The 19,259-nt window shown below is 60.3% G+C and carries 17 protein-coding genes; 8 read left to right on the forward strand and 9 right to left on the reverse strand.

Features of this window, described 5'->3' with window-relative positions; genetic code table 11:
- Positions 1-24 precede the first annotated feature (24 nt).
- Positions 25-1,731 (reverse strand): ShlB/FhaC/HecB family hemolysin secretion/activation protein, encoded by a 1,707-nt coding sequence (locus HU743_RS11075; RefSeq protein WP_186648649.1) that lies wholly within the window; start codon positions 1,729-1,731, stop codon positions 25-27.
- Positions 1,732-1,955: 224 nt separating this feature from the next.
- Here HU743_RS11075 and HU743_RS11080 point away from each other — a divergent pair, with 224 nt between their 5' ends.
- The gene (locus HU743_RS11080; RefSeq protein WP_186648651.1) at positions 1,956-2,774 is read left to right on the forward strand and encodes an alpha/beta hydrolase; all 819 of its coding nucleotides are present in this window, start codon (positions 1,956-1,958) and stop codon (positions 2,772-2,774) included.
- A 114-nt stretch (positions 2,775-2,888) separates the two neighbouring features.
- Positions 2,889-3,512, forward strand: a complete 624-nt coding sequence (locus HU743_RS11085; protein ID WP_186648652.1) for a glutathione S-transferase — start codon at positions 2,889-2,891, stop codon at positions 3,510-3,512.
- Between the two features lies 1 nt (position 3,513).
- Here the strand turns inward: HU743_RS11085 and HU743_RS11090 are convergent, their stop codons facing one another.
- Positions 3,514-4,011: a helix-turn-helix domain-containing protein gene (locus HU743_RS11090; RefSeq protein WP_186648653.1), complete on the reverse strand. Its 498-nt coding sequence runs from the start codon at positions 4,009-4,011 to the stop codon at positions 3,514-3,516.
- Between the two features lie 99 nt (positions 4,012-4,110).
- On the opposite strand from HU743_RS11090, the gene HU743_RS11095 reads away from it, so the two are divergent.
- A complete protein-coding gene (locus HU743_RS11095; protein ID WP_186648654.1) occupies positions 4,111-4,746 on the forward strand; it encodes an isochorismatase family cysteine hydrolase in 636 nt (211 codons plus the stop codon).
- Here HU743_RS11095 and HU743_RS11100 read toward each other — a convergent pair.
- Positions 4,724-5,641, reverse strand: a complete 918-nt coding sequence (locus tag HU743_RS11100; protein ID WP_186548076.1) for a LysR family transcriptional regulator — start codon at positions 5,639-5,641, stop codon at positions 4,724-4,726. The two genes, HU743_RS11095 and HU743_RS11100, sit on opposite strands and share 23 nt — an antisense overlap.
- A 102-nt stretch (positions 5,642-5,743) precedes the next feature.
- On the opposite strand from HU743_RS11100, the gene HU743_RS11105 reads away from it, so the two are divergent.
- The gene (locus HU743_RS11105; RefSeq protein WP_186630577.1) at positions 5,744-7,135 is read left to right on the forward strand and encodes an aldehyde dehydrogenase family protein; all 1,392 of its coding nucleotides are present in this window, start codon (positions 5,744-5,746) and stop codon (positions 7,133-7,135) included.
- A 252-nt stretch (positions 7,136-7,387) separates the two neighbouring features.
- Here the strand turns inward: HU743_RS11105 and HU743_RS11110 are convergent, their stop codons facing one another.
- Positions 7,388-8,557: a DUF1624 domain-containing protein gene (locus tag HU743_RS11110; protein WP_186648655.1), complete on the reverse strand. Its 1,170-nt coding sequence runs from the start codon at positions 8,555-8,557 to the stop codon at positions 7,388-7,390.
- 209 nt (positions 8,558-8,766) lie between these two features.
- Between HU743_RS11110 and HU743_RS11115 the strand changes: the two genes are divergently transcribed.
- Complete coding sequence (locus HU743_RS11115; protein ID WP_186547733.1) at positions 8,767-9,363, forward strand: paraquat-inducible protein A; 597 nt, start codon at positions 8,767-8,769, stop codon at positions 9,361-9,363.
- A complete protein-coding gene (locus tag HU743_RS11120) occupies positions 9,360-10,046 on the forward strand; it encodes a paraquat-inducible protein A (RefSeq protein WP_186648656.1) in 687 nt (228 codons plus the stop codon). Before HU743_RS11115 ends, HU743_RS11120 begins: the two co-directional genes overlap by 4 nt.
- Here HU743_RS11120 and HU743_RS11125 read toward each other — a convergent pair.
- Positions 9,979-13,005, reverse strand: a complete 3,027-nt coding sequence (locus HU743_RS11125; protein WP_186648657.1) for an FAD-binding and (Fe-S)-binding domain-containing protein — start codon at positions 13,003-13,005, stop codon at positions 9,979-9,981. The genes HU743_RS11120 and HU743_RS11125 overlap by 68 nt on opposite strands.
- 157 nt (positions 13,006-13,162) lie before the next feature.
- On the opposite strand from HU743_RS11125, the gene HU743_RS11130 reads away from it, so the two are divergent.
- Complete coding sequence (locus tag HU743_RS11130; RefSeq protein ID WP_186547740.1) at positions 13,163-14,047, forward strand: LysR substrate-binding domain-containing protein; 885 nt, start codon at positions 13,163-13,165, stop codon at positions 14,045-14,047.
- 97 nt (positions 14,048-14,144) lie between these two features.
- On the opposite strand, the gene HU743_RS11135 is transcribed toward HU743_RS11130, so the two are convergent.
- Positions 14,145-15,419: a glucarate dehydratase family protein gene (locus tag HU743_RS11135; protein WP_186648658.1), complete on the reverse strand. Its 1,275-nt coding sequence runs from the start codon at positions 15,417-15,419 to the stop codon at positions 14,145-14,147.
- A gap of 30 nt (positions 15,420-15,449) precedes the next feature.
- Positions 15,450-16,817 carry an MFS transporter gene (locus HU743_RS11140; RefSeq protein WP_186648659.1) on the reverse strand — a complete coding sequence of 456 codons (1,368 nt, stop codon included), beginning with the start codon at positions 16,815-16,817 and terminating at the stop codon, positions 15,450-15,452.
- 119 nt (positions 16,818-16,936) lie between these two features.
- Between HU743_RS11140 and HU743_RS11145 the strand changes: the two genes are divergently transcribed.
- A complete protein-coding gene (locus tag HU743_RS11145; protein WP_186648660.1) occupies positions 16,937-17,836 on the forward strand; it encodes a LysR family transcriptional regulator in 900 nt (299 codons plus the stop codon).
- Positions 17,837-17,977: 141 nt separating this feature from the next.
- On the opposite strand, the gene HU743_RS11150 is transcribed toward HU743_RS11145, so the two are convergent.
- Together HU743_RS11150 and HU743_RS11155 are read right to left on the reverse strand one after the other, a co-directional pair.
- Entirely contained in the window at positions 17,978-18,583 is a 606-nt protein-coding gene (locus tag HU743_RS11150; RefSeq protein WP_186648662.1) for a DUF6338 family protein, read from the reverse strand.
- Positions 18,584-18,911: 328 nt separating this feature from the next.
- Positions 18,912-19,247: a hypothetical protein gene (locus HU743_RS11155; protein ID WP_186621347.1), complete on the reverse strand. Its 336-nt coding sequence runs from the start codon at positions 19,245-19,247 to the stop codon at positions 18,912-18,914.
- Positions 19,248-19,259 lie beyond the last annotated feature (12 nt).

The raw sequence follows: 19,259 nt of genomic DNA on the forward strand, positions 1-19,259 counted from the left end.
GGGCGGTTCTCTAAAAAGTCGTTATCAGATGAAAAAGTCGAGGCGGAAATAGATCGGTGCTTCGCGCTCGGGCAGCGCGTCCGGTCGTTCCAGGGAGTGCGCGAACGTCACGCTGGCAGCGACGTGCTGGCCGCGGGCGAACAGCTCCAGCGAGTTGCTCGACATGCGCCCATGCTGATCGCCGTTGTAGCGATCGCCACGAATCACGCCTTGGTCGTAGCCGAGGCTGGTGCCGTATTCGGCGAACACCGGTTGCAGCCATTCGGCGGTCACCGGACGGCTCCAGCGCAAATCGTTGCGCCAGTAACCACCGCTGTCGCCGGACAGCGACTGGTCCTTGTAGCCACGGATCGATGACGATCCGCCGAGGCTGGTGCGCTGTGAGCTGAACAGCACATCTTCACTGCGCTGACCGGTCATCAGGCTGCTGAAGCTGAACGACTCGCCCCACAGCTTGAAAGGCTGCAAATAGCTCAGGGTTGCGCTGTATTTGCGGTAGCGCGCTTCGGGTTCACCGGGGCCCGGATCGTGACTGCCCTGCGCATCGAAGGCGCCGATGCCTTCCTGCATGCCGGCGTCGAAGTTGACGAACGCGCTGCCGACACGACGGCCATGGTTGAAGCCGAACTGCGCTTCGCTGATGCGGTTGCTGCTCAGTTTGAGCTTGCTGTCTTCGATGAAGTTGTTGGTGCGCAGGTACGACAGGCCGGCGCTGAGGGAAGTCTTGCTGACCGAGTCGCGATGAATCACCCGCTCGGCGCGCAACTGATGGTTTTCGCTATCGCCGGTTTGCTTGAAGTTGTAGCCGTTGGCGGCGATCTGCGATCGGTATTCGCTCTGGCTGTAGGTGTAGCTGAACGTCCACCAGCCCCACGGCAGGTTGTAATTGAGCATGGCGTTGTTGGAGGTGTGCTGATGGTCGGTCATCGCATCGTGACCGCCGCGCAGGCTCAACTGATCGGCGAGGCCCAGCGGGCTGTCCCAATCGAACGATGTGCCCCACTGCTGCTCGCCCGTGCTGCGCTGGCCGTCATTGCTGCGAGAGAGACCGGCGCGCCACGGTTTTTGCGGCGCGTTGGTGACCCGCACTTCGCTGCCGCCGACATTCTGCCCCGGTGCCAGCTCCATTTTTGCCTGATTGGACGGCAGGCGATTGAGCTGATCGACCATTTGCTCGATCTCGCGCAGATTGACCAGCTCACCACTTTTGCCGGGAAAAGCCATCGCCAGTTCGCGATCCGAGAGCCGGCTGTTTTCCGCGCCTTTCATGCCTTCAAGCTTGCCTTCGACCACCAGCACTTTCAGGTGCCCGGCGGACAGATCCTGCTGCGGCAAGTAAGCGCGACTGGTGACCAGGCCTTTCTCGATGTAGTGATCGGTGATGACTTTGAGCAGTTCATTGAGCTGCGGCACGCCGAGGCATTCGCCGATATACGGTTTGAGCAGACGCGCCTTCTCTCGCTCCGACAGGCTGTCGGCGCCCTTGAGTTCGATGTCGTTGATGGTGAAGCAGCGCGTATCGGCGGGGGCCGTCGGTTGCGCCGGCCTGGCACCTTTGCCGGGCAGATCCTTGAGCTCTTCGAGACGCCGCTGCTGCTCTTCGAGCAGGCGGTTCTGGCGTTCGCGGATCAGATCGGTTTCACCGGGGGTGGGTGCAGCAAAGGCAGATTGAAGCGCAGAAAGGCAGAGCAGAGCCAGGCACAACCTCGCCGTAAAGGCGGGTGAAAACATCTTCGATCCCTCGACATAAAAAGTGACATCAAAATAGTGGCGCGATATTAGATGGCCATCATTTTGACGTCAAACTTATGTATCGACCGTTCATCGGGGTCTGCGGCCCTCTTCACACGCATGAAACCAGCACCTGCGTACAAGTGCCCTGCGCGGTTTGCGCGGATAGTGGCCGTTGCCCATTCGGCATCCATGCATCCCACCAGCGATCACAAGGAGTTTTCATGAGCACCTTCAAAACCCAAGACGGCACCGAGATCTATTACAAGGACTGGGGCAGTGGCAAACCCGTGCTGTTCAGCCACGGCTGGCCGCTGGATGCCGACATGTGGGAATACCAGATGGAATATCTGAGCAGCCGCGGCTACCGCACCATCGCGTTCGACCGCCGTGGTTTCGGCCGCTCGGATCAGCCGTGGACCGGTTACGATTACGACACCTTTGCCGACGACATCGCCGGGCTGATCAACCACCTGGACCTGCGCGACGTAACCCTGGTCGGCTTTTCCATGGGTGGCGGTGACGTCAGCCGCTACATCGCCCGCCATGGTGGCGAGCGTGTTGCCGGTCTGGTGTTGCTGGGCGCGGTGACGCCGGTGTTCGGCAAGCAAGCCGATTTTGCCGAAGGCGTCGACAAGTCGGTGTTCGACGGGATCAAGGCCGGTCTGCTGAAAGATCGCGCGCAGTTTATCGCTGACTTCAATACGCCGTTCTTCGGTATCAATCAGGGCCAGAAAGTCTCTGACGGCGTACTCACGCAAACCCTCAACATTGCGCTGCTGGCCTCGCTCAAGGGCACCGTCGATTGCGTCACTGCGTTCTCGGAAACCGACTTCCGTCCCGACATGGCCGTGATTGATGTACCGACGCTGGTGATTCACGGCGACGGCGACCAGATCGTGCCGTTCGAAACCACCGGCAAGCAGGCCGCCGCGCAAATCAAGGGCGCCGAGTTGAAGGTTTACGCAGGCGCGCCGCATGGGTTTGCCGTGACCCACGCGCAGGCGTTGAACGAAGATCTGTTGGCGTTTCTCAATCGATAAATTACGCACCATCAGTCATTAAGTGCTGATGCACCAAGGCCCGCGCGATGCGGGCCTTGTGTTTTGCGCTATGGTATTTCTCTGCGTTCGAGACCACCAAGACAGGGAGAGCCCATGCTGCGAATACTCGGAAAAGCCTCGTCGATCAACGTGCGCAAAGTGCTGTGGACCTGTGCTGAGCTGGACCTTCCATTTACGCGCGAAGACTGGGGTTCCGGCTTCAAATCACCCAACGCGCCGGAATTTCTCGCGCTCAATCCCTGCGCCATGGTGCCGGTGATTCAGGACGGCGATTTCACTCTCTGGGAATCCAACACGATCATCCGTTATCTAGCGACGCGTTACGCGGGCGTCCATCTGTACCCGCCTGAGCCGATCGCCCGGGCTCGGGTCGATCAGTGGATCGACTGGCAGGCTTCGGAGCTGAACCGCTCGTGGTCGTATCCGTTGATGGCGCTGGTGCGCAAATCGCCGGATTACCAGAACCGCGACGCCCTCGCGCAGGGTTGCCGCGACTGGACGCGGAACATGGAAATTCTCGACCGGCAGTTGGACAAGACCGGCGCTTACGTCAGTGGTGAGCAGTTTTCGCTGGCGGACATCCCCATCGGGCTGTCGGTGAATCGCTGGTTCGAAACGCCGCTCGATCATGCGGATTTTGCTGCTGCGCGCGCCTACTATGATCGCTTGGATCAGCGCGACGGTTATCGTCTGTACGGGCGCAACGGCACGCCATGATTCACTTGCTCCGGAAGGCTTCGTGCCGCGCCTGTCGTTCGGCTGCGTAAGGCTCTTGTGGCTGGCTGCTCAAGTCCTCGCGGCGCAACGGTTCGCCGCAGTGCTCGCACAGCGGCCCGAGGCCGGCCGCATGGTTACAGCGTTTGTGCGTGAGGACCACCGCCAGACCTTCCTCGGGTGCCTTGCACCAGGTTTCGCCCCATGCCCGCAGCGCCATCATCACCGGATAGAACGCCTCGCCCTTTGCGCTGAGGTGGTATTCGTAGCGCTTCGGTCGCTCATTGTATAAACGACGTTCGACCAGTCCATCGGCCTCCAGGGTTTTGAGACGGGTCGCGATCATTTGCGGCGTACCGCCGGTCTGCGCCTGAATCTCGTCATAACGATGGCTACCCATAAACAACTCGCGTAGCACCAGCACTGTCCAGCGATCGCCAACGACCTCCTCGGCCCGGGAAATCGGACATAAGGTCTTCGCAGAACTATCGTTTACAGCCATCAACACTTGCCTCTTCTGTAGTTGCTATGATTATCATATTAACAAGTTTGCAGGACAAGCCCTGCACAACGATTCCATTTCCTGACCGGAGTTAACGTGATGTCGAAGCCCCTGTATCCGCTGGACAGAACCGCCTATCTGCTCGTCGACCCGTACAACGATTTCCTCTCCGAGGGCGGCAAGGTTTTCCCGATGATCCAACCGATGGCTGAGCAGAACGGCTTGCTCGACAACCTGCGCAAACTCGATCGCGCCGTACGCAGCCTGAAAATTCCGGTGGTCATCGTCCCCCATCACCGTTGGGAAAAAGGCGACTACGAAGGCTGGGATCATCCCACGCCCACTCAGTGCAAGATCATGCACATGCACCATTTCGCCCGTGGTGAATGGGGCGGCGAATGGCATCCGGACTTCGCCCCGCAAGAGGGCGACATCGTGGTGCAGGAGCACTGGGGTTCCAGCGGGTTCGCCAACACTGATCTGGATTTTCGTTTGAAGCAGCAAGGCATCACCCATGTGATCATCGTCGGCCTGCTCGCCAATACCTGCATCGAAGCCACCGCCCGCTACGCCTCGGAACTGGGCTACCACGTCACCCTGGTACGCGATGCGACAGCCGCCTTCAAAGCGGAAATGATGCACGCGGCCCATGAACTCAACGGACCGACCTTTGCGCATGCCATTGTCAGCACACAGGAGTTGATCGACAGCCTCAACCGGCAACCTGTCGCGTAGATCCGTTTGCGGCAGACTCGGCTTCCGCACGCACCACGCCGCGCTCCTCAAGCAACCGTACAAACATGCTCAAACTGCGTGACACCGTGCCCCGCCGCCACACCAGCCAAGTAGTCAAATAGCGGAAATCCGCCGCCAGCGGCCAGACGCTGACGGTCGCGCTGCCGGGCATGCTTTGCAGCATTTTGCGCGGCATCAGTGCCAGACCGGCACCGGCGCTGACGCAAGCAAGCATGCCGTGGTACGACTCCATTTCGAAGATCTTGCCCGGGACGGCGGCGTCAGTGCTGAACCATTTTTCGAAATGGTGGCGGTAGGAACAGTTGGAACGAAAGGCATAGATATTCTCGCCGTTCACATCCGCCGCACGCTCGACCGACGCGTGATTGAGCGGTGCAATGATGACCATTTCCTCTTCGAACGCCGGCACGCCTTCCAGCGCCGGATGCAGCACCGGGCCGTCGACAAACGCCGCGGCCAGACGCCCGGAGAGCACACCGTCGATCATCGTCCCCGAAGGCCCGGTGGACAGGTCCAGGTCGACCTTCGGATGCTGCTGGTTGTACGCAGCCAGCAATTCGGGAATGCGCACCGCCGCGGTACTTTCCAGCGACCCCAAGGGAAATGCACCTTGCGGCTCCTCACCCGCGACGGTGGCGCGGGCTTCCTGCACCAGATCGAGAATACGTCGCGCGTACTCAAGAAAACTCCACCCCGCCGGCGACAGACGCAAACGACTTTTCTCGCGAATGAACAGATCGACGCCGAGGTCCTGTTCGAGCTGCTTGATCCGCGTGGTCAGGTTCGACGGCACGCGGTGAATCTGCGCGGCGGCAGCGCTGATGCTGCCGTGTTCGGCCACGGCTTTGAACATTTCCAGTTGCACCAGATCCACAGTCATTCTCCAATCGTGAAAGGAACGCTCTGTATTATTCAGTTTCCAGAAAACAAACACCACCCTACTCTAGGCCCATCCACCGAACAGCAGGACGACGCCATGAGCCAGATTTCCAGCCAGACCCACGCTATTTCGATCAACCCCGCCACCGGCGAGCAGATCGGCCACTACGCTTTTGAATCCGCCGCCGACCTCGACGCGGCGCTGACTCGCGCGGCCTTCGGTTTCAACAAATGGAAACGCCAGCCGCTGCAGGATCGCTCCCGCTTGTTGACCGCGCTGGCGGGTGCCCTGCGCGACGGCGCTGAAGCCATGGCAACGATGATCACTCAGGAAATGGGCAAGCCGATCGCCCAGGCCCGTGGCGAAGTCGAAAAATGCGCCCGGCTCTGTGAGTGGTACGCCGAACACGGTCCGGCCATGCTTGATGCCGAAACCACTCAGGTCGAAGGCGGCAAGGCGCGCATCGAATACCGTCCGCTCGGGCCGATCCTCGCCGTGATGCCGTGGAATTTCCCGATCTGGCAAGTGCTGCGCGGCGCCGTCCCGACCCTGATCGCCGGCAACACCTACGTGCTCAAGCATGCGCCTAACGTCATGGGCAGCGCCTATCTGCTGCGCGATGCCTTCACCCGTGCCGGTTTCGCCGATGGTGTGTTTGAAGTGATCAACGTCACCCCAGAAGGCGTATCCACAGCCATCGCCGATCCGCGCATTGCCGCCGTGACACTGACTGGCAGTGTCCGTGCCGGGATGGCTATCGGTGCTCAGGCCGGTGCAGCCTTGAAGAAGTGCGTGCTGGAACTGGGCGGCTCCGATCCGTTCATTGTGCTCAATGACGCCGATCTGGATGAGGCCGTGCAAGCGGCAGTGATCGGCCGCTATCAGAATTCCGGCCAGGTCTGCGCGGCCGCAAAACGTCTGATCATCGAACAAGGCGTGGTCGAGGAGTTCACCCGCAAATTTGTTGAAGCGACACGTCAACTGAAGATGGGCGATCCACTGAACGCCGACACTTATATCGGGCCGATGGCGCGTTTCGATCTGCGTGACGAACTCGATCAGCAAGTGCGCGACACCCTTGAAGAAGGCGCGACGCTGCTGCTAGGTGGCGGCAAGGTTGATGGAGCGGGTAACTACTACGAGCCGACCGTGCTGGCCAACGTCACCGATCGTATGACCTCGTTCAAACAGGAACTGTTCGGCCCGGTAGCGTCGATCATCACCGCCCGCGATTGTGCGCATGCCGTGGCGCTGGCGAACGACAGCGAATTCGGCCTGACCGCCACGATCTACACCGCCAACGTGCCATTGGCCCAGCAACTCACCAGCGAACTGGAAACCGGCGGCGTGTTCATCAACGGCTACTCCGCCAGCGATCCACGGGTGACCTTCGGCGGTGTGAAGAAGAGTGGTTTCGGCCGCGAACTGTCGCACTTCGGCGTGCGTGAATTCTGCAATGCGCAGACCGTGTGGCTGGATCGCAAATAATCCAGGCAGTGTGAAACCTGTGGAAGCGAGCCTGCTCGCGAAAGCTATGTGTCAGCTACAGACAAATCAGCTGACCCGACGCCTTCGTGAGCAAGCTCACTCCCACAGGGGATGGCGGCGCTTGCGATTCGGGGGCACAACACCTGTCCACTGTGGGAGCGAGCCTGCTCGCGAAAGCGGTGTCTCAGCTACAGACAAATCAGCTGACGCGACGCCTTCGTGAGCAAGCTCACTCCCACAAGTCCGCACAACTTACAGATATTTCAACCAACCGATATCGCGGCGGCGCGCTTTCAGTGCCGAGAACCAGCGCACTGCCGGGAACAGCACTACGGCCAGAACCACTGCCGCCAGCCACACCGCCGCCACCGTCGAAAAGCCGAAATAGCTGCCCTGATTCAGCCCGAACAACGCCACGGCGATCAGGTACAAGACTTTCAGCACATACAGATGCAACAGGTAAAAGAACATCGGCGCCGAACCGAAAACGGTCAACCAACGAATCCAGCGGCGATCCTGAACACGCTCGAAAGCCAGTAGCAGCAACAGCCCGAGGCTGACGGTCAGCGCTAGAAACAGCAGCGACGGCGGGTATTTGGTGATATTGAAAAAACTCATCAGGGTCTGCACCAGCGAATCGCTGACGGTCCAGGGTTTTTCGCCGTAGCCATTGAGCAAGCGCAGCCCCACAAACCCCAGCAGTCCACCCACGCCGGCAACCAGCAAACGTTGCTGGCGCACAGCCGCGTCCATTCCCCGGGCAAACCACGGCCCCAGCGCATAGCCCAGACCGATCACGCCAATCCACGGCAACAGCGGATAGGAGGTGCGCAGCCGAAGGGTTTCGCTGATCTCGATCCAGCCACGGTCATGCAGAATTGCCCAAGGCACGTGCATGGCTGATTCGACCGGGAAATGCACTGCGTCGAGCAGGTTGTGCCCGGCGATGATCGCCACGCTCAAAGCGAGCAGTACGGCGCGCGGCAACCAGACCAGCAGCGACAAAGCGATCATGCTCAGGCCGATGGCCCAAATCACTTGCAGGTAGATCACGCTCGGTGGCAACTGGAACGTCCAGGCGAAATTGACCAGGGTGAATTCCAGCACCACCAGGAACAATCCGCGCTTGAACAGAAACGCGCTGACATCGGTTTTGCCGGCGTACTTTTCTCCATACAACCACGCAGACAACCCGGTCAGAAGTACAAACACCGGCGCACACAAATGCGCGAGCGTGCGGCTGAAAAACAACGCCGGCTCGGTGCTGGCGATGTCCATCGGATCGCTGACCTGACGGTGCAGCAAAAAGGTTTCGCGGACGTGATCAAGCAGCATGAACAGGATGACCAAGCCTCTGAGGGCATCGATGGACAACAGCCGGCCAGTCGTCAACGGGGCAGAACGGGGGAGCGCAATCGTCATGGGCATTTCGCAATCGAAGGGAAAAGCCAGGCTTCCTAACAAAGGCCCGGCAAAAAATTTGCGTTACCTTATAACAATACAAGCACTGAATCGAGAGTAATTCTCAGAAAAATGCTCGACCCGGCGGCGTTTCCGAGTTGCCCAATAGCGTCAGGCTTCTATAGTGATCAAGTCCCCCTGCCCTTGTGGCCAGCAGTCGAGCGTTGTCCATGGTCAACACCGAACACCTGATCATCTGCGAGCACTGTGACTGCGTGTACGAAAAAGTCGCACTCGCCAAACATCAGAAAACCCTGTGCGTGCGCTGCAACGGCGTGCTTCAGCGCTACAACGGACTGACCATCGAACAGCGCCTGGCACTGACGTTCACGGCGACGATGTTGTGGCTGTTCGCCAATTTCTATCCGGTGATGAGCATCAGCCTCAAAGGCCTGAAAAACAGTGCGACGCTGTGGGACTCGGTGCTGGCCTTGAGTCAGGGGCCGATCACGTTTATCGCGCTGGTCGCAGCAATCTCCATCATCATTGCCCCGGCGTTTCAACTGGTGCTGCTGACCTGGGTGCTGAGCTTCGCCCTCGGCGGACGCCGCGCGCCGGGGTTCAAGTTGTGCATGCGCTGGCTGGAAACCCTGCGGCCGTGGAGCATGCTTGAAGTGTGTCTGCTGGGAGCCATGGTGGCGGTGTTCAAGCTCGCCGGGCTACTCGATGTCTTGCCCGGCATCGGCCTGTTCGCGCTGGCGGTGCTGAGCCTGATGATGATCCGCATTGCCGGCCGCGACATCCGTGAACTCTGGGACATCCTATGAAGCGACCACCCACCGCCAGCGAGCTGAACCTGTGCCTGTGCCACAGCTGCGGCCTGGCCTGCGACATGACAGACGAGCCGCACCAATGCCCGCGCTGCGACGCGCCGCTGCACCGACGCAAAATCAATTCGCTGGCCCGCACCTGGGCCTACATGCTGGCGGCGCTGGCATTTTACGTGCCGGCCAATCTGCTGCCGGTGATGAACACCACCATGCTCGGCAGCGGCGCCGACAGCACGATCATGAGCGGCGTGCTGGAATTCTGGGAGGCCGGAGCGTGGGACATTGCCCTGATCATCTTCATCGCCAGCATCGCGGTGCCGGGGATCAAGTTTGTCGCCCTCACCTTGCTGCTGTTGACCGTGCAGCGCGACAGCGACTGGGCGCGCAAGGAGCGTTCGAAGCTGTACCGGTTCGTCGAGCTGATCGGCTACTGGTCGATGCTCGACGTGCTGGTCGTCGCGCTGGTCGCGGCCCTGGTGAAGTTTCAGGCTCTGGGGGATATCGAGCCACGACCGGGCATCCTGTTTTTTGGCCTGGTCGTGGTGTTTACCATGCTCGCGGCGATGAGTTTCGACCCGCGCCTGATCTGGGACAACGACGCCGACGAGCGCCTCAGCGACGCAGCACCTCAAGCACCACCTGCAATGGATGGCGTAGCGCCTGATCCGACTGGCGCTTGACCTGACTGCGGCAGGAATAACCGGTGGCCAAGGCCTCGCCCTGCTCCGCCGGCGCCTGCACCTGTCGCGCCCACGATTGCTCGTAAATCAGCGCCGACGTCTCGCGGTTGCGCGCCTCGTGGCCGTATGTGCCTGACATGCCACAGCAACCGGTGGCCTGGGTGGCGAGTTTCAGGCCAGCGCGCTCAAACACCTGCTCCCATTGCCGGGTCGCGGCGCCAACGTTGGTTTTCTCGGTGCAGTGGGCGAGCAGTCGGTACTTTGCAGATTGGTCCAGAGGCGCCTGCTGCGGCATGACCTTAAGCAGCCACTCCTGCACCAGCGCCACTTCCGGGCATTGCTGCATGCCGGGAACCTTGAGGTACTCCTGGCGATAAACCAAAGTCATCGCCGGATCGAGCCCCAACAGCGGTACACCGACATCGGCCAGTTCGCGCAACTGCCGGGCGTTGCGCAGCGCAGCGCGATTGAACGCCGACAGAAATCCCTGCACGTGCAACGGCTTGCCGTTGGCACTGAACGGGGCCAGATAGACCTGATAACCCAAACGCGAAATCAGCTCGACCAAATCAGCCAGCAACGGCGCCTCGAAGTAGCGGGTAAAGGCGTCCTGAACGATCACCACGCTGCGCTCACGTTGCGCCGGCGTCAGCGCCGACAAGGCCGCGACCGTTGCCGACTGCACCTGCCAACGGCGCATCGCTGCGTGGAAATCAAAGCGGCTGAGCAGCGGCACATCGACCATACCCCCCAAGCGCTGCAACAGGCGGCGAACGAACGCAGCGCCCATCAATCCGTTATACAGCGTCGGAATCCGCGCCATGTAGGGGATGCTGTATTCCAGCGAAGCGATCAGATAATCCCGCGCCGGACGCAGGTAACGGCTGTGGTACAGCTCCAGAAACCGCGAACGGAACTCCGGCACATTGACCTTCACCGGGCACTGCCCTGCGCACGACTTGCACGCCAGGCAACCGGCCATGGCGTCGTAGACCTCATGGGAAAAGTCCTGGACCTTAGCGCGACTGTTGCGCCAACGCTGCCACAGCGTGCTGAAAAAAGCCGGGGTGCGCACGGCATCGGACAACACGTCGACGCCCGCCTCGCCCTGCAAACGCAGCCACTCGCGAATCAGCGAGGCGCGGCCCTTGGGCGACTGCGCGCGCTCGCGGGTGGCCTTCCACGACGGGCACATCGCATCGTCAGGATCGAAGTTGTAGCAGGCACCGTTGCCGTTGCAATGCATCGCCGCGCCGTAGTCCTGCCAGACTTTTTCGTCGATCTGCCGGTCGAGTTCGCCACGCAACGTGACGCCATCGATTTTCAGCAACGCCGCCTCGCTGTTGGCCGGCGTGGCGATCTTGCCCGGGTTGAACTGATTGAATGGGTCGAACGCCGCTTTCAGCGCTTGCAGCGCCGGATACAGTTCGCCGAAAAACTTTGGGGCATATTCCGAGCGCAACCCCTTGCCATGCTCGCCCCACAACAGGCCGCCGTAACGCTGGGTCAGCGCCGCGACGCCGTCGGAAACGGGACGCACCAAGGCCGCTTGTTGCGGATCCTTCATGTCGAGAATCGGCCGTACGTGCAAGACGCCCGCGTCAACGTGGCCAAACATGCCGTACTGCAAGCCATGGCTGTCGAGCAGTTCGCGCAGTTCGGCGATGTACTCGGCCAGGTGTTGCGGCGGCACCGCGGTGTCCTCGACGAACGGCTGCGGCCGCGCTTCACCGGCGACGTTGCCGAGCAGGCCCACCGCCCGTTTGCGCATGCCGTAGACTTTGCTCACCGCCGCTTGCCCGATAGCGAGCGTGTGCCCCAGGCGCTCAACCGTCTGGTCATTTTTGAGGTGTTCGATGAAGGCTTCGACGCGGCGTTGCACATCCTCGGGATCATCGCCGCAAAACTCGACGAGGTTGATGCCCAAGGTTGGTCGTCCGCCGCTGTCTGGAAAATACTCGGCGACGCCGTGCCAGACGATGTCCTGCATCGCCAGCAGCAAAACCTTCGAATCGACGGTTTCAATCGACAGCGGTTTGAGCGCCATCAACGCCCGCGCATCGCGCAACGCATCCATGAACCCGGCATAGCGGATATTGACCAGCATCGTGTGTTTGGGAATCGGCAACACGTTCAGCCGCGCCTCGACAACAAACCCCAGCGAACCTTCAGCCCCGCAGAGCACGCTGTTGAGATTGAAGCGGTTGTCGGCCTCGCGCAGGTGCGCCAGGTCATAGCCGGTCAGGCAGCGATTGAGATCGGGAAAGCGCTCTTTGATCAACGCGCCTTGCTCATCGATGATCTTGCGTGCGCAACGATAGACCTCACCGACACGATCCTGACGGGCGCAGTGCGCTTGCAGTTCACCTTCCTCCAGCGGCGTGCTGTGCAGACGCTCGCCGCCGCGCAGGACCATGTCCAACGCGAGTACGTGGTCGCGGGTCTTGCCGTAGGTGCAACTGCCCTGGCCGCTGGCATCGGTGTTGATCATGCCGCCGACGGTGGCGCGGTTGGAGGTCGACAGTTCCGGCGCGAAAAACAGCCCTGCGGACTTCAGCGCCGCGTTCAACTGATCCTTGACGACGCCGGCCTGTACCCGCACCCAGCGCTCTTGCACGTTGATTTCGAGAATGCGGTTCATGTGCCGCGACAGGTCAACGACGATGCCGTCAGTCAGCGACTGGCCGTTAGTGCCAGTGCCGCCGCCACGCGGGGTGATCACCACCTGCGCATAAGCCGGCTCGGCGATCAGTCGCGCCACCCGCGCGACGTCATCGGCATCCATCGGAAACACCGCCGCTTGCGGCAGGCGCTGGTAGATCGAGTTGTCAGTGGCCAGTACCACGCGGCTGGCGTAATCGGCGCTGATTTCACCGCGGAATCCGCTGGTTTTCAGCGCTTTGAGAAATTGCTGGTAATCAGTGGTCAGGGCTTTGGCGGGCGACAGCTGGGCAATCATCGGTCAGGCATCTCGGTCAAAATCGGGCCGTGTGGCGGTGAACAGTTGTACGCAACGAATGATTGCGTCAGGCTCCGCCATCTCATGCCGTCCATGTTCATTGCCTGGCGCTGTGGGGACAACCGTAAATTCCACCCGCTAATCATGATAATTACGAATGAATCCGCGCACCCTCACGCCATCCATGTCGCTGCTGCTGGCTTTCGAAGCCGCCGCCCGCCACGAAAGCTACACCCGCGCCGCCCATGAGCTTTCGCTGACGCAAAGCGCGGTCAGCCGTCAGGTGCAGATTCTGGAAAAAATGCTTGGCATGCGCCTGTTCAACCGCGAGGGCCGCAAGGTCGTGCTGACCGATGTCGGCCGCATGTATCAACGCGAACTCGCCGAGGCACTGGGACAGATTCGAAGTGCAACCTTGCAGGCCATGGCATTTGGCTCAGGCATTCATAGCCTGCGCCTGGCGACGTTACCGACCTTCGGCTCGAAATGGTTGCTGCCGCGCCTGAAAGATTTCTACACGGCGCACCCGGGCATGACCGTGCATTTGCATTCACGCATCGAGAGCATCGATTTCGATACCAGCGAAATCGATGCCGCGATCTGCGTCGGGGGCGGTGAGTGGCCGGGGCTGAGCGCCCTGCCCCTGCACACCGAGGAACTGGTGGCGATCGCCAGCGCGCAGTTATCGGCCGCCGAGCGCGATGACGCCGAGCAGCACATCGCCGGACAGTTGTTGCTCAACGTCAGCAGCAACACGCAGGCCTGGGCCGAGTGGTTCAGCCAGCACGCACTACCCCATCGCAGCATGCGCATCGGCCCCAGTTTCGAGATGACGGCCCATTTGATTCAAGCCGTACGGGCCAATATCGGCGTAGGCCTGGTGCCGCGGATTCTGGTCGAGGAGGAATTGCTCAAGGGCGAGTTGCTGCAACTGGGCGAGGCGATTACCAGCCGCCGCCGCTACTATCTGGTGTATCCGCCGCGTAACGAGAATTTGCCGTCGTTGAAAGCGTTTCGGGACTGGTTGATAGAAACGCTTTGACAGGTCGGGCCCCATCGCGAGCAGGCTCACTCCTACAGGGGAACGCATTTCAAAATGCAGGAGTGAGCCTGCTCGCGATGGGGCCCGACCCGGAACCTCAAAACCGCGGCTTGACCGCTTTCCAATCCGCCTTGTAACGCTGCATCTGCCGCACGTCATCACGCTGACGAATCCCGCAGCTCAGGTACTGGTCATGCAGTTTGCCCAATTGATCACGGTCCAGTTCCAGCCCCAGCCCCGGCGCACGGGTGATCTTCACGCAGCCATCGACAATCGGCAATTTGCCGCCCCTGATCACTTCCTCGTCCGGCTCTTGCCACGGGTAATGGGTGTCGCAGGCGTAATCGAGATTCGGCACTGCCGCCGCGACGTGAGCCATCGCCATCAGGCTGATGCCCAAGTGTGAATTGGAATGCATCGACACACCGAGACCAAACACATCGCACATTTTCGCCAAGGTCTGGGTGTCGCGCAGGCCGCCCCAGTAATGGTGGTCGGCGAGGACAATCTGCACGCTGTCCTGCGCAATGCTGCGGCGTAGTTCATCGAAATCGGTGACCACCATATTGGTCGCCAGCGGCAACCCGGTGCGCTTGTGCAGTTCGGCCATGCCGCCGAGGCCCGGAGTCGGGTCTTCGTAATACTGCAAGTCATCGCCGAGCAGTTCGGCCATGCGGATCGCTGTCTCCAGCGACCAGTTGCCGTTCGGATCAATGCGCAGCGGATAGCCGGGAAAGGCTTTTTTCAGCGCCTTGACGCAAGCCACCTCATGCTCTGGCGGCAGGGTACCGGCCTTGAGCTTGATACTCTTGAAACCGTACGCCTCGATCATCCGTGCCGCTTGCGTGACGATTTGCTGCTCGCTCAGCGCCTCGCCCCAGCTATCCGGCTTGTAGGGTGTATCGATATGTTCGGCATATTTGAAAAACAGGTACGCGCTGAACGGCACCTCATCGCGTATCGCACCGCCGAGCAGATCCACCAGCGGCACATTCAGGTAATGCGCCTGCAAATCGAGGAAAGCCACCTCGAACGCCGAATAAGCATTGCTCACCGCCTTGCTGGCATGGGAGCCGGGGGCCAGTTCGGCGCCGGCGATACTGGCGGGTTTATTTGCCGCAACTGTTGCCTGGACGATGGCGCGCAACTGGTTGAGGTTGAACGGATCAAGTCCGATCAATTGCGCCTGTAACTGCTGCTGGATCGCCAGCGCCGGGGCATCACCGTAGCTTTCGCCAAGGCCGATGTAGCCGTTGTCACTCTCGATCTCGATGATCGAGCGCAGGGCGAAGGGTTCGTGGATGCCGCTGGCATTGAGCAGCGGTGGATCACGAAAGGCGATTGGAGTGACGCTGACACGGGTGATTTTCAAGATAACGCTCCTGACAGATCAACAATCAATTCAATGGTTCGCCGCCGGACGGGCCGTCGCGACGACGGCGGCCACGTCAGCGGGCTTTGCCCCGGTGTTGCCTTTGGCCCCCGGCGCGGTGCGGGCGAAGAAGATCACCACGGCAGCGATCAGCGATGTCGCCGCCAAGCCATACAAGCCGCCCTCAATGGAGCCAGTGGTCTGCTCAAGAATGCCGAACGCAGTCGGCGCAACGAAGCCGCCGAGGTTGCCGATGGAATTGATCAACGCGATCACCGCCGCCGCGATTCGCGCATCCAGATAGCTCTGCGGAATCGGCCAGAACAGCGCGGATGCCGCTTTGAAACCGATCGCCGCGAAGCAGATGGCGACAAAGGCAAACACCGGCCCGCCGGTGGTCGACATGAACATGCCGATGGCCGCGATCACCAGGGTCAGCGCGACCCAGGCCTGCTGGAATTTCCACTTGCCGGCCATCGCCGCAAAACCGTACATGGCGACAATCGAAATGATCCACGGGATGGAGTTGAGCAGACCGACTTCAAAGTCGCCGAGATTGCCCATCTTCTTGATCATGCTCGGCAACCAAAAGGTCGCGCCGTAAATGGTCAGGGCGATGGAAAAATAGATATAGCAGAACAGCGCAATCTGCCGGTCGGCCAACAGTTTGAACATCGATGGCTTGGCGGCCTGCACCGCTTCGCGGGCGCGCTGCTCCTCGGCAATCGCGGCCACCAGCGCCTCACGCTCCTCCTCGCTCAACCACTTGGCTTGCCGCGGATGCGACTGCAACCAGAACCAGACAAACGCGCACAGCACCACCGACGCCGCGCCCTCGATGAGGAACATCCACTGCCAGCCGTGCAGGCCCAGACCGCTGATGTGCAACAGCGCGCCGGACACCGGCCCGGAGATCACCGAAGCAATCGCCGAACCACTGAGAAACACCGCCATGGTTTTGCCGCGCTCGGAGGCCGGCAACCACTGGGTGAAGTAATAAATGATCCCCGGGAAGAACCCGGCCTCGGCGGCACCGAGAATAAAGCGCAGCACATAGAAACTGGTTTCACCCCGAACAAACGCCATCGCCATTGCAGCAGCGCCCCAGGTGAACATGATCCGCGTCAGCCAGACCCGCGCACCGTAGCGCTGCAGAAGCAGGTTGGACGGCACTTCGAACAGCGCGTAGCCAATGAAAAACAAACCGGCACCCAGACCGTACGCCGCCGCACCGATACCAAGATCGGTCTCCAGGTGACTGCGCACGAAACCAATGTTGACCCGATCGATGTAGTTGACGATGAACATCACCACAAACAGCGGCAATACGTGGCGCTTGACCTTGGCGGCAGCGCGGGCCAGTACCGTGACGTCCGAGGGACTCTGGAGGGTTTTCAAGGGGCGACTCCCGATCTTGTTTTTTTAGGGATGACTTGAGGCGATGGACCGATCATGGACGCCAGGTATTGATCCCGTCTAATCTAAACTCGCACTCGATTGATACCTGGATTAGATCAATGTTTGAATTGACCCAACTGCGCTGCTTCACCACGGTGGCCACCGAACTGAACTTCCGCCGCGCCGCCGAGCGCCTGAACATGACCCAGCCACCGCTGAGCCGGCAGATTCAATTGCTGGAACATCATCTGGGTGTGGAGTTGTTCACCCGCAGTACCCGCAGCGTTGCACTGACGGCGGCTGGCCGGGCGTTTTTCGTTGAAGCGCAGAATTTGCTGGAGCGCGCCCAGCAGGCAGCCGTCACCGCTCGCCGGTTTGCCGAGGGCGACATCGGCACGGTGAACATCGCTTTTGTCGGGAGTGCGGTGTATGAGTTTTTGCCGAAGGTGATCGCCGAAGCACGCCTGAAACAGCCGCAGGTGAAAATCGATCTTTCAGAGATGAACACTTATCAGCAGCACGAGGCGTTGCGTGCGCGCCGCATCGATCTGGGGATCGCCCGCGCGCCGTTACTGGAGCCGGGCTACGCCACCGAGTGCCTGGTGCGTGAACCGTTTGTGTTGGCGGTGCCACGTGAACACGCGCTGGCGAACGCGGTCGACGTTTCGGTCGCCGACCTCGACAAGCAGCCCTTCCTGATGTACTCCCACGCCGCGTATCCGCCGTTCAACGAACTGTTGACCGGCATGCTGCGCTCGGCGCGGGTCGCCCCCGATTACGTGCAATGGCTGGGGTCGTCACTGACGATTCTGGCGCTGGTCAACGCCGGCATGGGCCTGGCACTGGTGCCACGTTGCGCGACCAGTGTGGTGTTCAAAGATGTGGTGTTTCGCGAGATCAACCTCGGCGAAGGGGTGCAAAGCGAACTGCACCTGATCTGGCGGGAGAACAACGACAACCCGGCGTTTGCGATGCTGCTGGAGGCGATTCGCCGGGCTGTAGCGCAGGGTTGGGGCTAAGGCGTTATCGTGGCGTCCAGTGCTTCAGCGGCGGCGGAGCACTGGGTGCTTTGATCAACGGCTGCTCCAGCGGTTTGCCGTCCGGCCCTACGAAAAGGCGTTCGTATTGCTTTGGCATTGGTTGCGGTGCTCTGGCAGTCGTCATGATAAACCCTCTGATACCGGGCTGAACTCAACCCATTTCACTTGCGCAGAATCTATCAGCAAAAGTTCGGCACCAAAAGGCGCAGACTCGCCATCATCAGTGACCCAACGCGGATTCTGCATGACGAATTGCCCACGGCTTGACTCGGATGGCCATTCGACAGGCCAGCCAAACACGCGCCTCTCGTCATGCAAATGCAGGGTTATGAAGCGGTTGAATTGTGCAAAGGCGCAGAACCACTCACTCGGGTAAGAAGATTGTTTCGTGACGTTTCGCCGGCGCAGCCAGCCATGCATTTTGTCATTGGTCGCCAGATAACAGGCGAGCAATCCAAGCATCAATGAGAACACAAACGCCCACAGCGTTTGCGCTCGACCATCCCAAACGCCTATAGAGAATCCCTTCGAGCCGATCCACAGGCACAAGGTGCCAATCGCCAACACGGCGCCCTGAATCACAAACGTAAAAATCAATGCCTGCACAATCTGTCCGAACGTATCCGGTCGCTTGAACGCCGTGAGGGAATAAAAGATCCAAGTCGATAAAAACCCGGGGACGAGGTACTGCAACAACGGAATAATATCTTTGACCAGATCATCCATGATCCGAGGCTCCTTGAACGAAGTGCCGGGCAATTATCGACCGGCAATCAAAAGCCTAGTGCACTCAGGGAAAACCCTTGGCGGGTAACTGTCACCGCTCATTGCGAGCGTTTAACAGGGTCTATGGGTGCGCTAACCCTTTTCAGTGTCAACCCCACTTCGGCACAGTGAACCGCTCGAGTACACGCGCACCGCCATCGGCAAAAACAACATCTCACCTTCACACTGCGAGTCTGCGCATTGTTATGAACGCGAAAAGTTGCTCGATCTGAAAACGCAGACACCGTCGCTGCGGTCTCTGCTTTTTTTGCCGATCAAGGCGCCTTCGTTACAAGCAATCACGTACCGACTGGCGCAGCGAACCTGATTTGGCCCACGGCGGCCCCTGATACAATGACACCTTGCTGCCGTTCTTGTATTTGACGATATCGAGAATCTCATCCGCGGTGATGATGCTCGGCGCGGTGATGCGATAGCCATTGGAAATCGATGTCTGCGAAGTCTTCGCGACATCCCGCTGCCACAACGGCAATACGCACGCGGCATAGTCCCTGGGGGGCTTGTCACTGGTCTTGCTGACGTTGGGTTCACCCGGTACCAGCGAGGCCGGTAAAGAGCAACCCGTCAACAGGGCCAATGCCAGACTGCCGATCCATATCCGCATGTTATTTACCTG

Origin of the sequence: Pseudomonas sp. SWRI99, assembly GCF_014270125.1 — a bacterium.
Lineage (GTDB): Bacteria > Pseudomonadota > Gammaproteobacteria > Pseudomonadales > Pseudomonadaceae > Aquipseudomonas > Aquipseudomonas hamedanensis.

What these genes read in the sequence shown, in the direction of transcription:
- HU743_RS11075 (WP_186648649.1), bottom strand. Translation starts at nt 1,731, where the DNA reads ATGTTTTCACCCGCCTTTACGGCGAGGTTGTGCCTGGCTCTGCTCTGC.
- HU743_RS11080 (WP_186648651.1), top strand. Translation starts at nt 1,956, where the DNA reads ATGAGCACCTTCAAAACCCAAGACGGCACCGAGATCTATTACAAGGAC.
- HU743_RS11085 (WP_186648652.1), top strand. Translation starts at nt 2,889, where the DNA reads ATGCTGCGAATACTCGGAAAAGCCTCGTCGATCAACGTGCGCAAAGTG.
- HU743_RS11090 (WP_186648653.1), bottom strand. Translation starts at nt 4,011, where the DNA reads ATGGCTGTAAACGATAGTTCTGCGAAGACCTTATGTCCGATTTCCCGG.
- HU743_RS11095 (WP_186648654.1), top strand. Translation starts at nt 4,111, where the DNA reads ATGTCGAAGCCCCTGTATCCGCTGGACAGAACCGCCTATCTGCTCGTC.
- HU743_RS11105 (WP_186630577.1), top strand. Translation starts at nt 5,744, where the DNA reads ATGAGCCAGATTTCCAGCCAGACCCACGCTATTTCGATCAACCCCGCC.
- HU743_RS11110 (WP_186648655.1), bottom strand. Translation starts at nt 8,557, where the DNA reads ATGACGATTGCGCTCCCCCGTTCTGCCCCGTTGACGACTGGCCGGCTG.
- HU743_RS11115 (WP_186547733.1), top strand. Translation starts at nt 8,767, where the DNA reads ATGGTCAACACCGAACACCTGATCATCTGCGAGCACTGTGACTGCGTG.
- HU743_RS11120 (WP_186648656.1), top strand. Translation starts at nt 9,360, where the DNA reads ATGAAGCGACCACCCACCGCCAGCGAGCTGAACCTGTGCCTGTGCCAC.
- HU743_RS11125 (WP_186648657.1), bottom strand. Translation starts at nt 13,005, where the DNA reads ATGATTGCCCAGCTGTCGCCCGCCAAAGCCCTGACCACTGATTACCAG.
- HU743_RS11130 (WP_186547740.1), top strand. Translation starts at nt 13,163, where the DNA reads ATGAATCCGCGCACCCTCACGCCATCCATGTCGCTGCTGCTGGCTTTC.
- HU743_RS11145 (WP_186648660.1), top strand. Translation starts at nt 16,937, where the DNA reads ATGTTTGAATTGACCCAACTGCGCTGCTTCACCACGGTGGCCACCGAA.
- HU743_RS11150 (WP_186648662.1), bottom strand. Translation starts at nt 18,583, where the DNA reads ATGGATGATCTGGTCAAAGATATTATTCCGTTGTTGCAGTACCTCGTC.
- HU743_RS11155 (WP_186621347.1), bottom strand. Translation starts at nt 19,247, where the DNA reads ATGCGGATATGGATCGGCAGTCTGGCATTGGCCCTGTTGACGGGTTGC.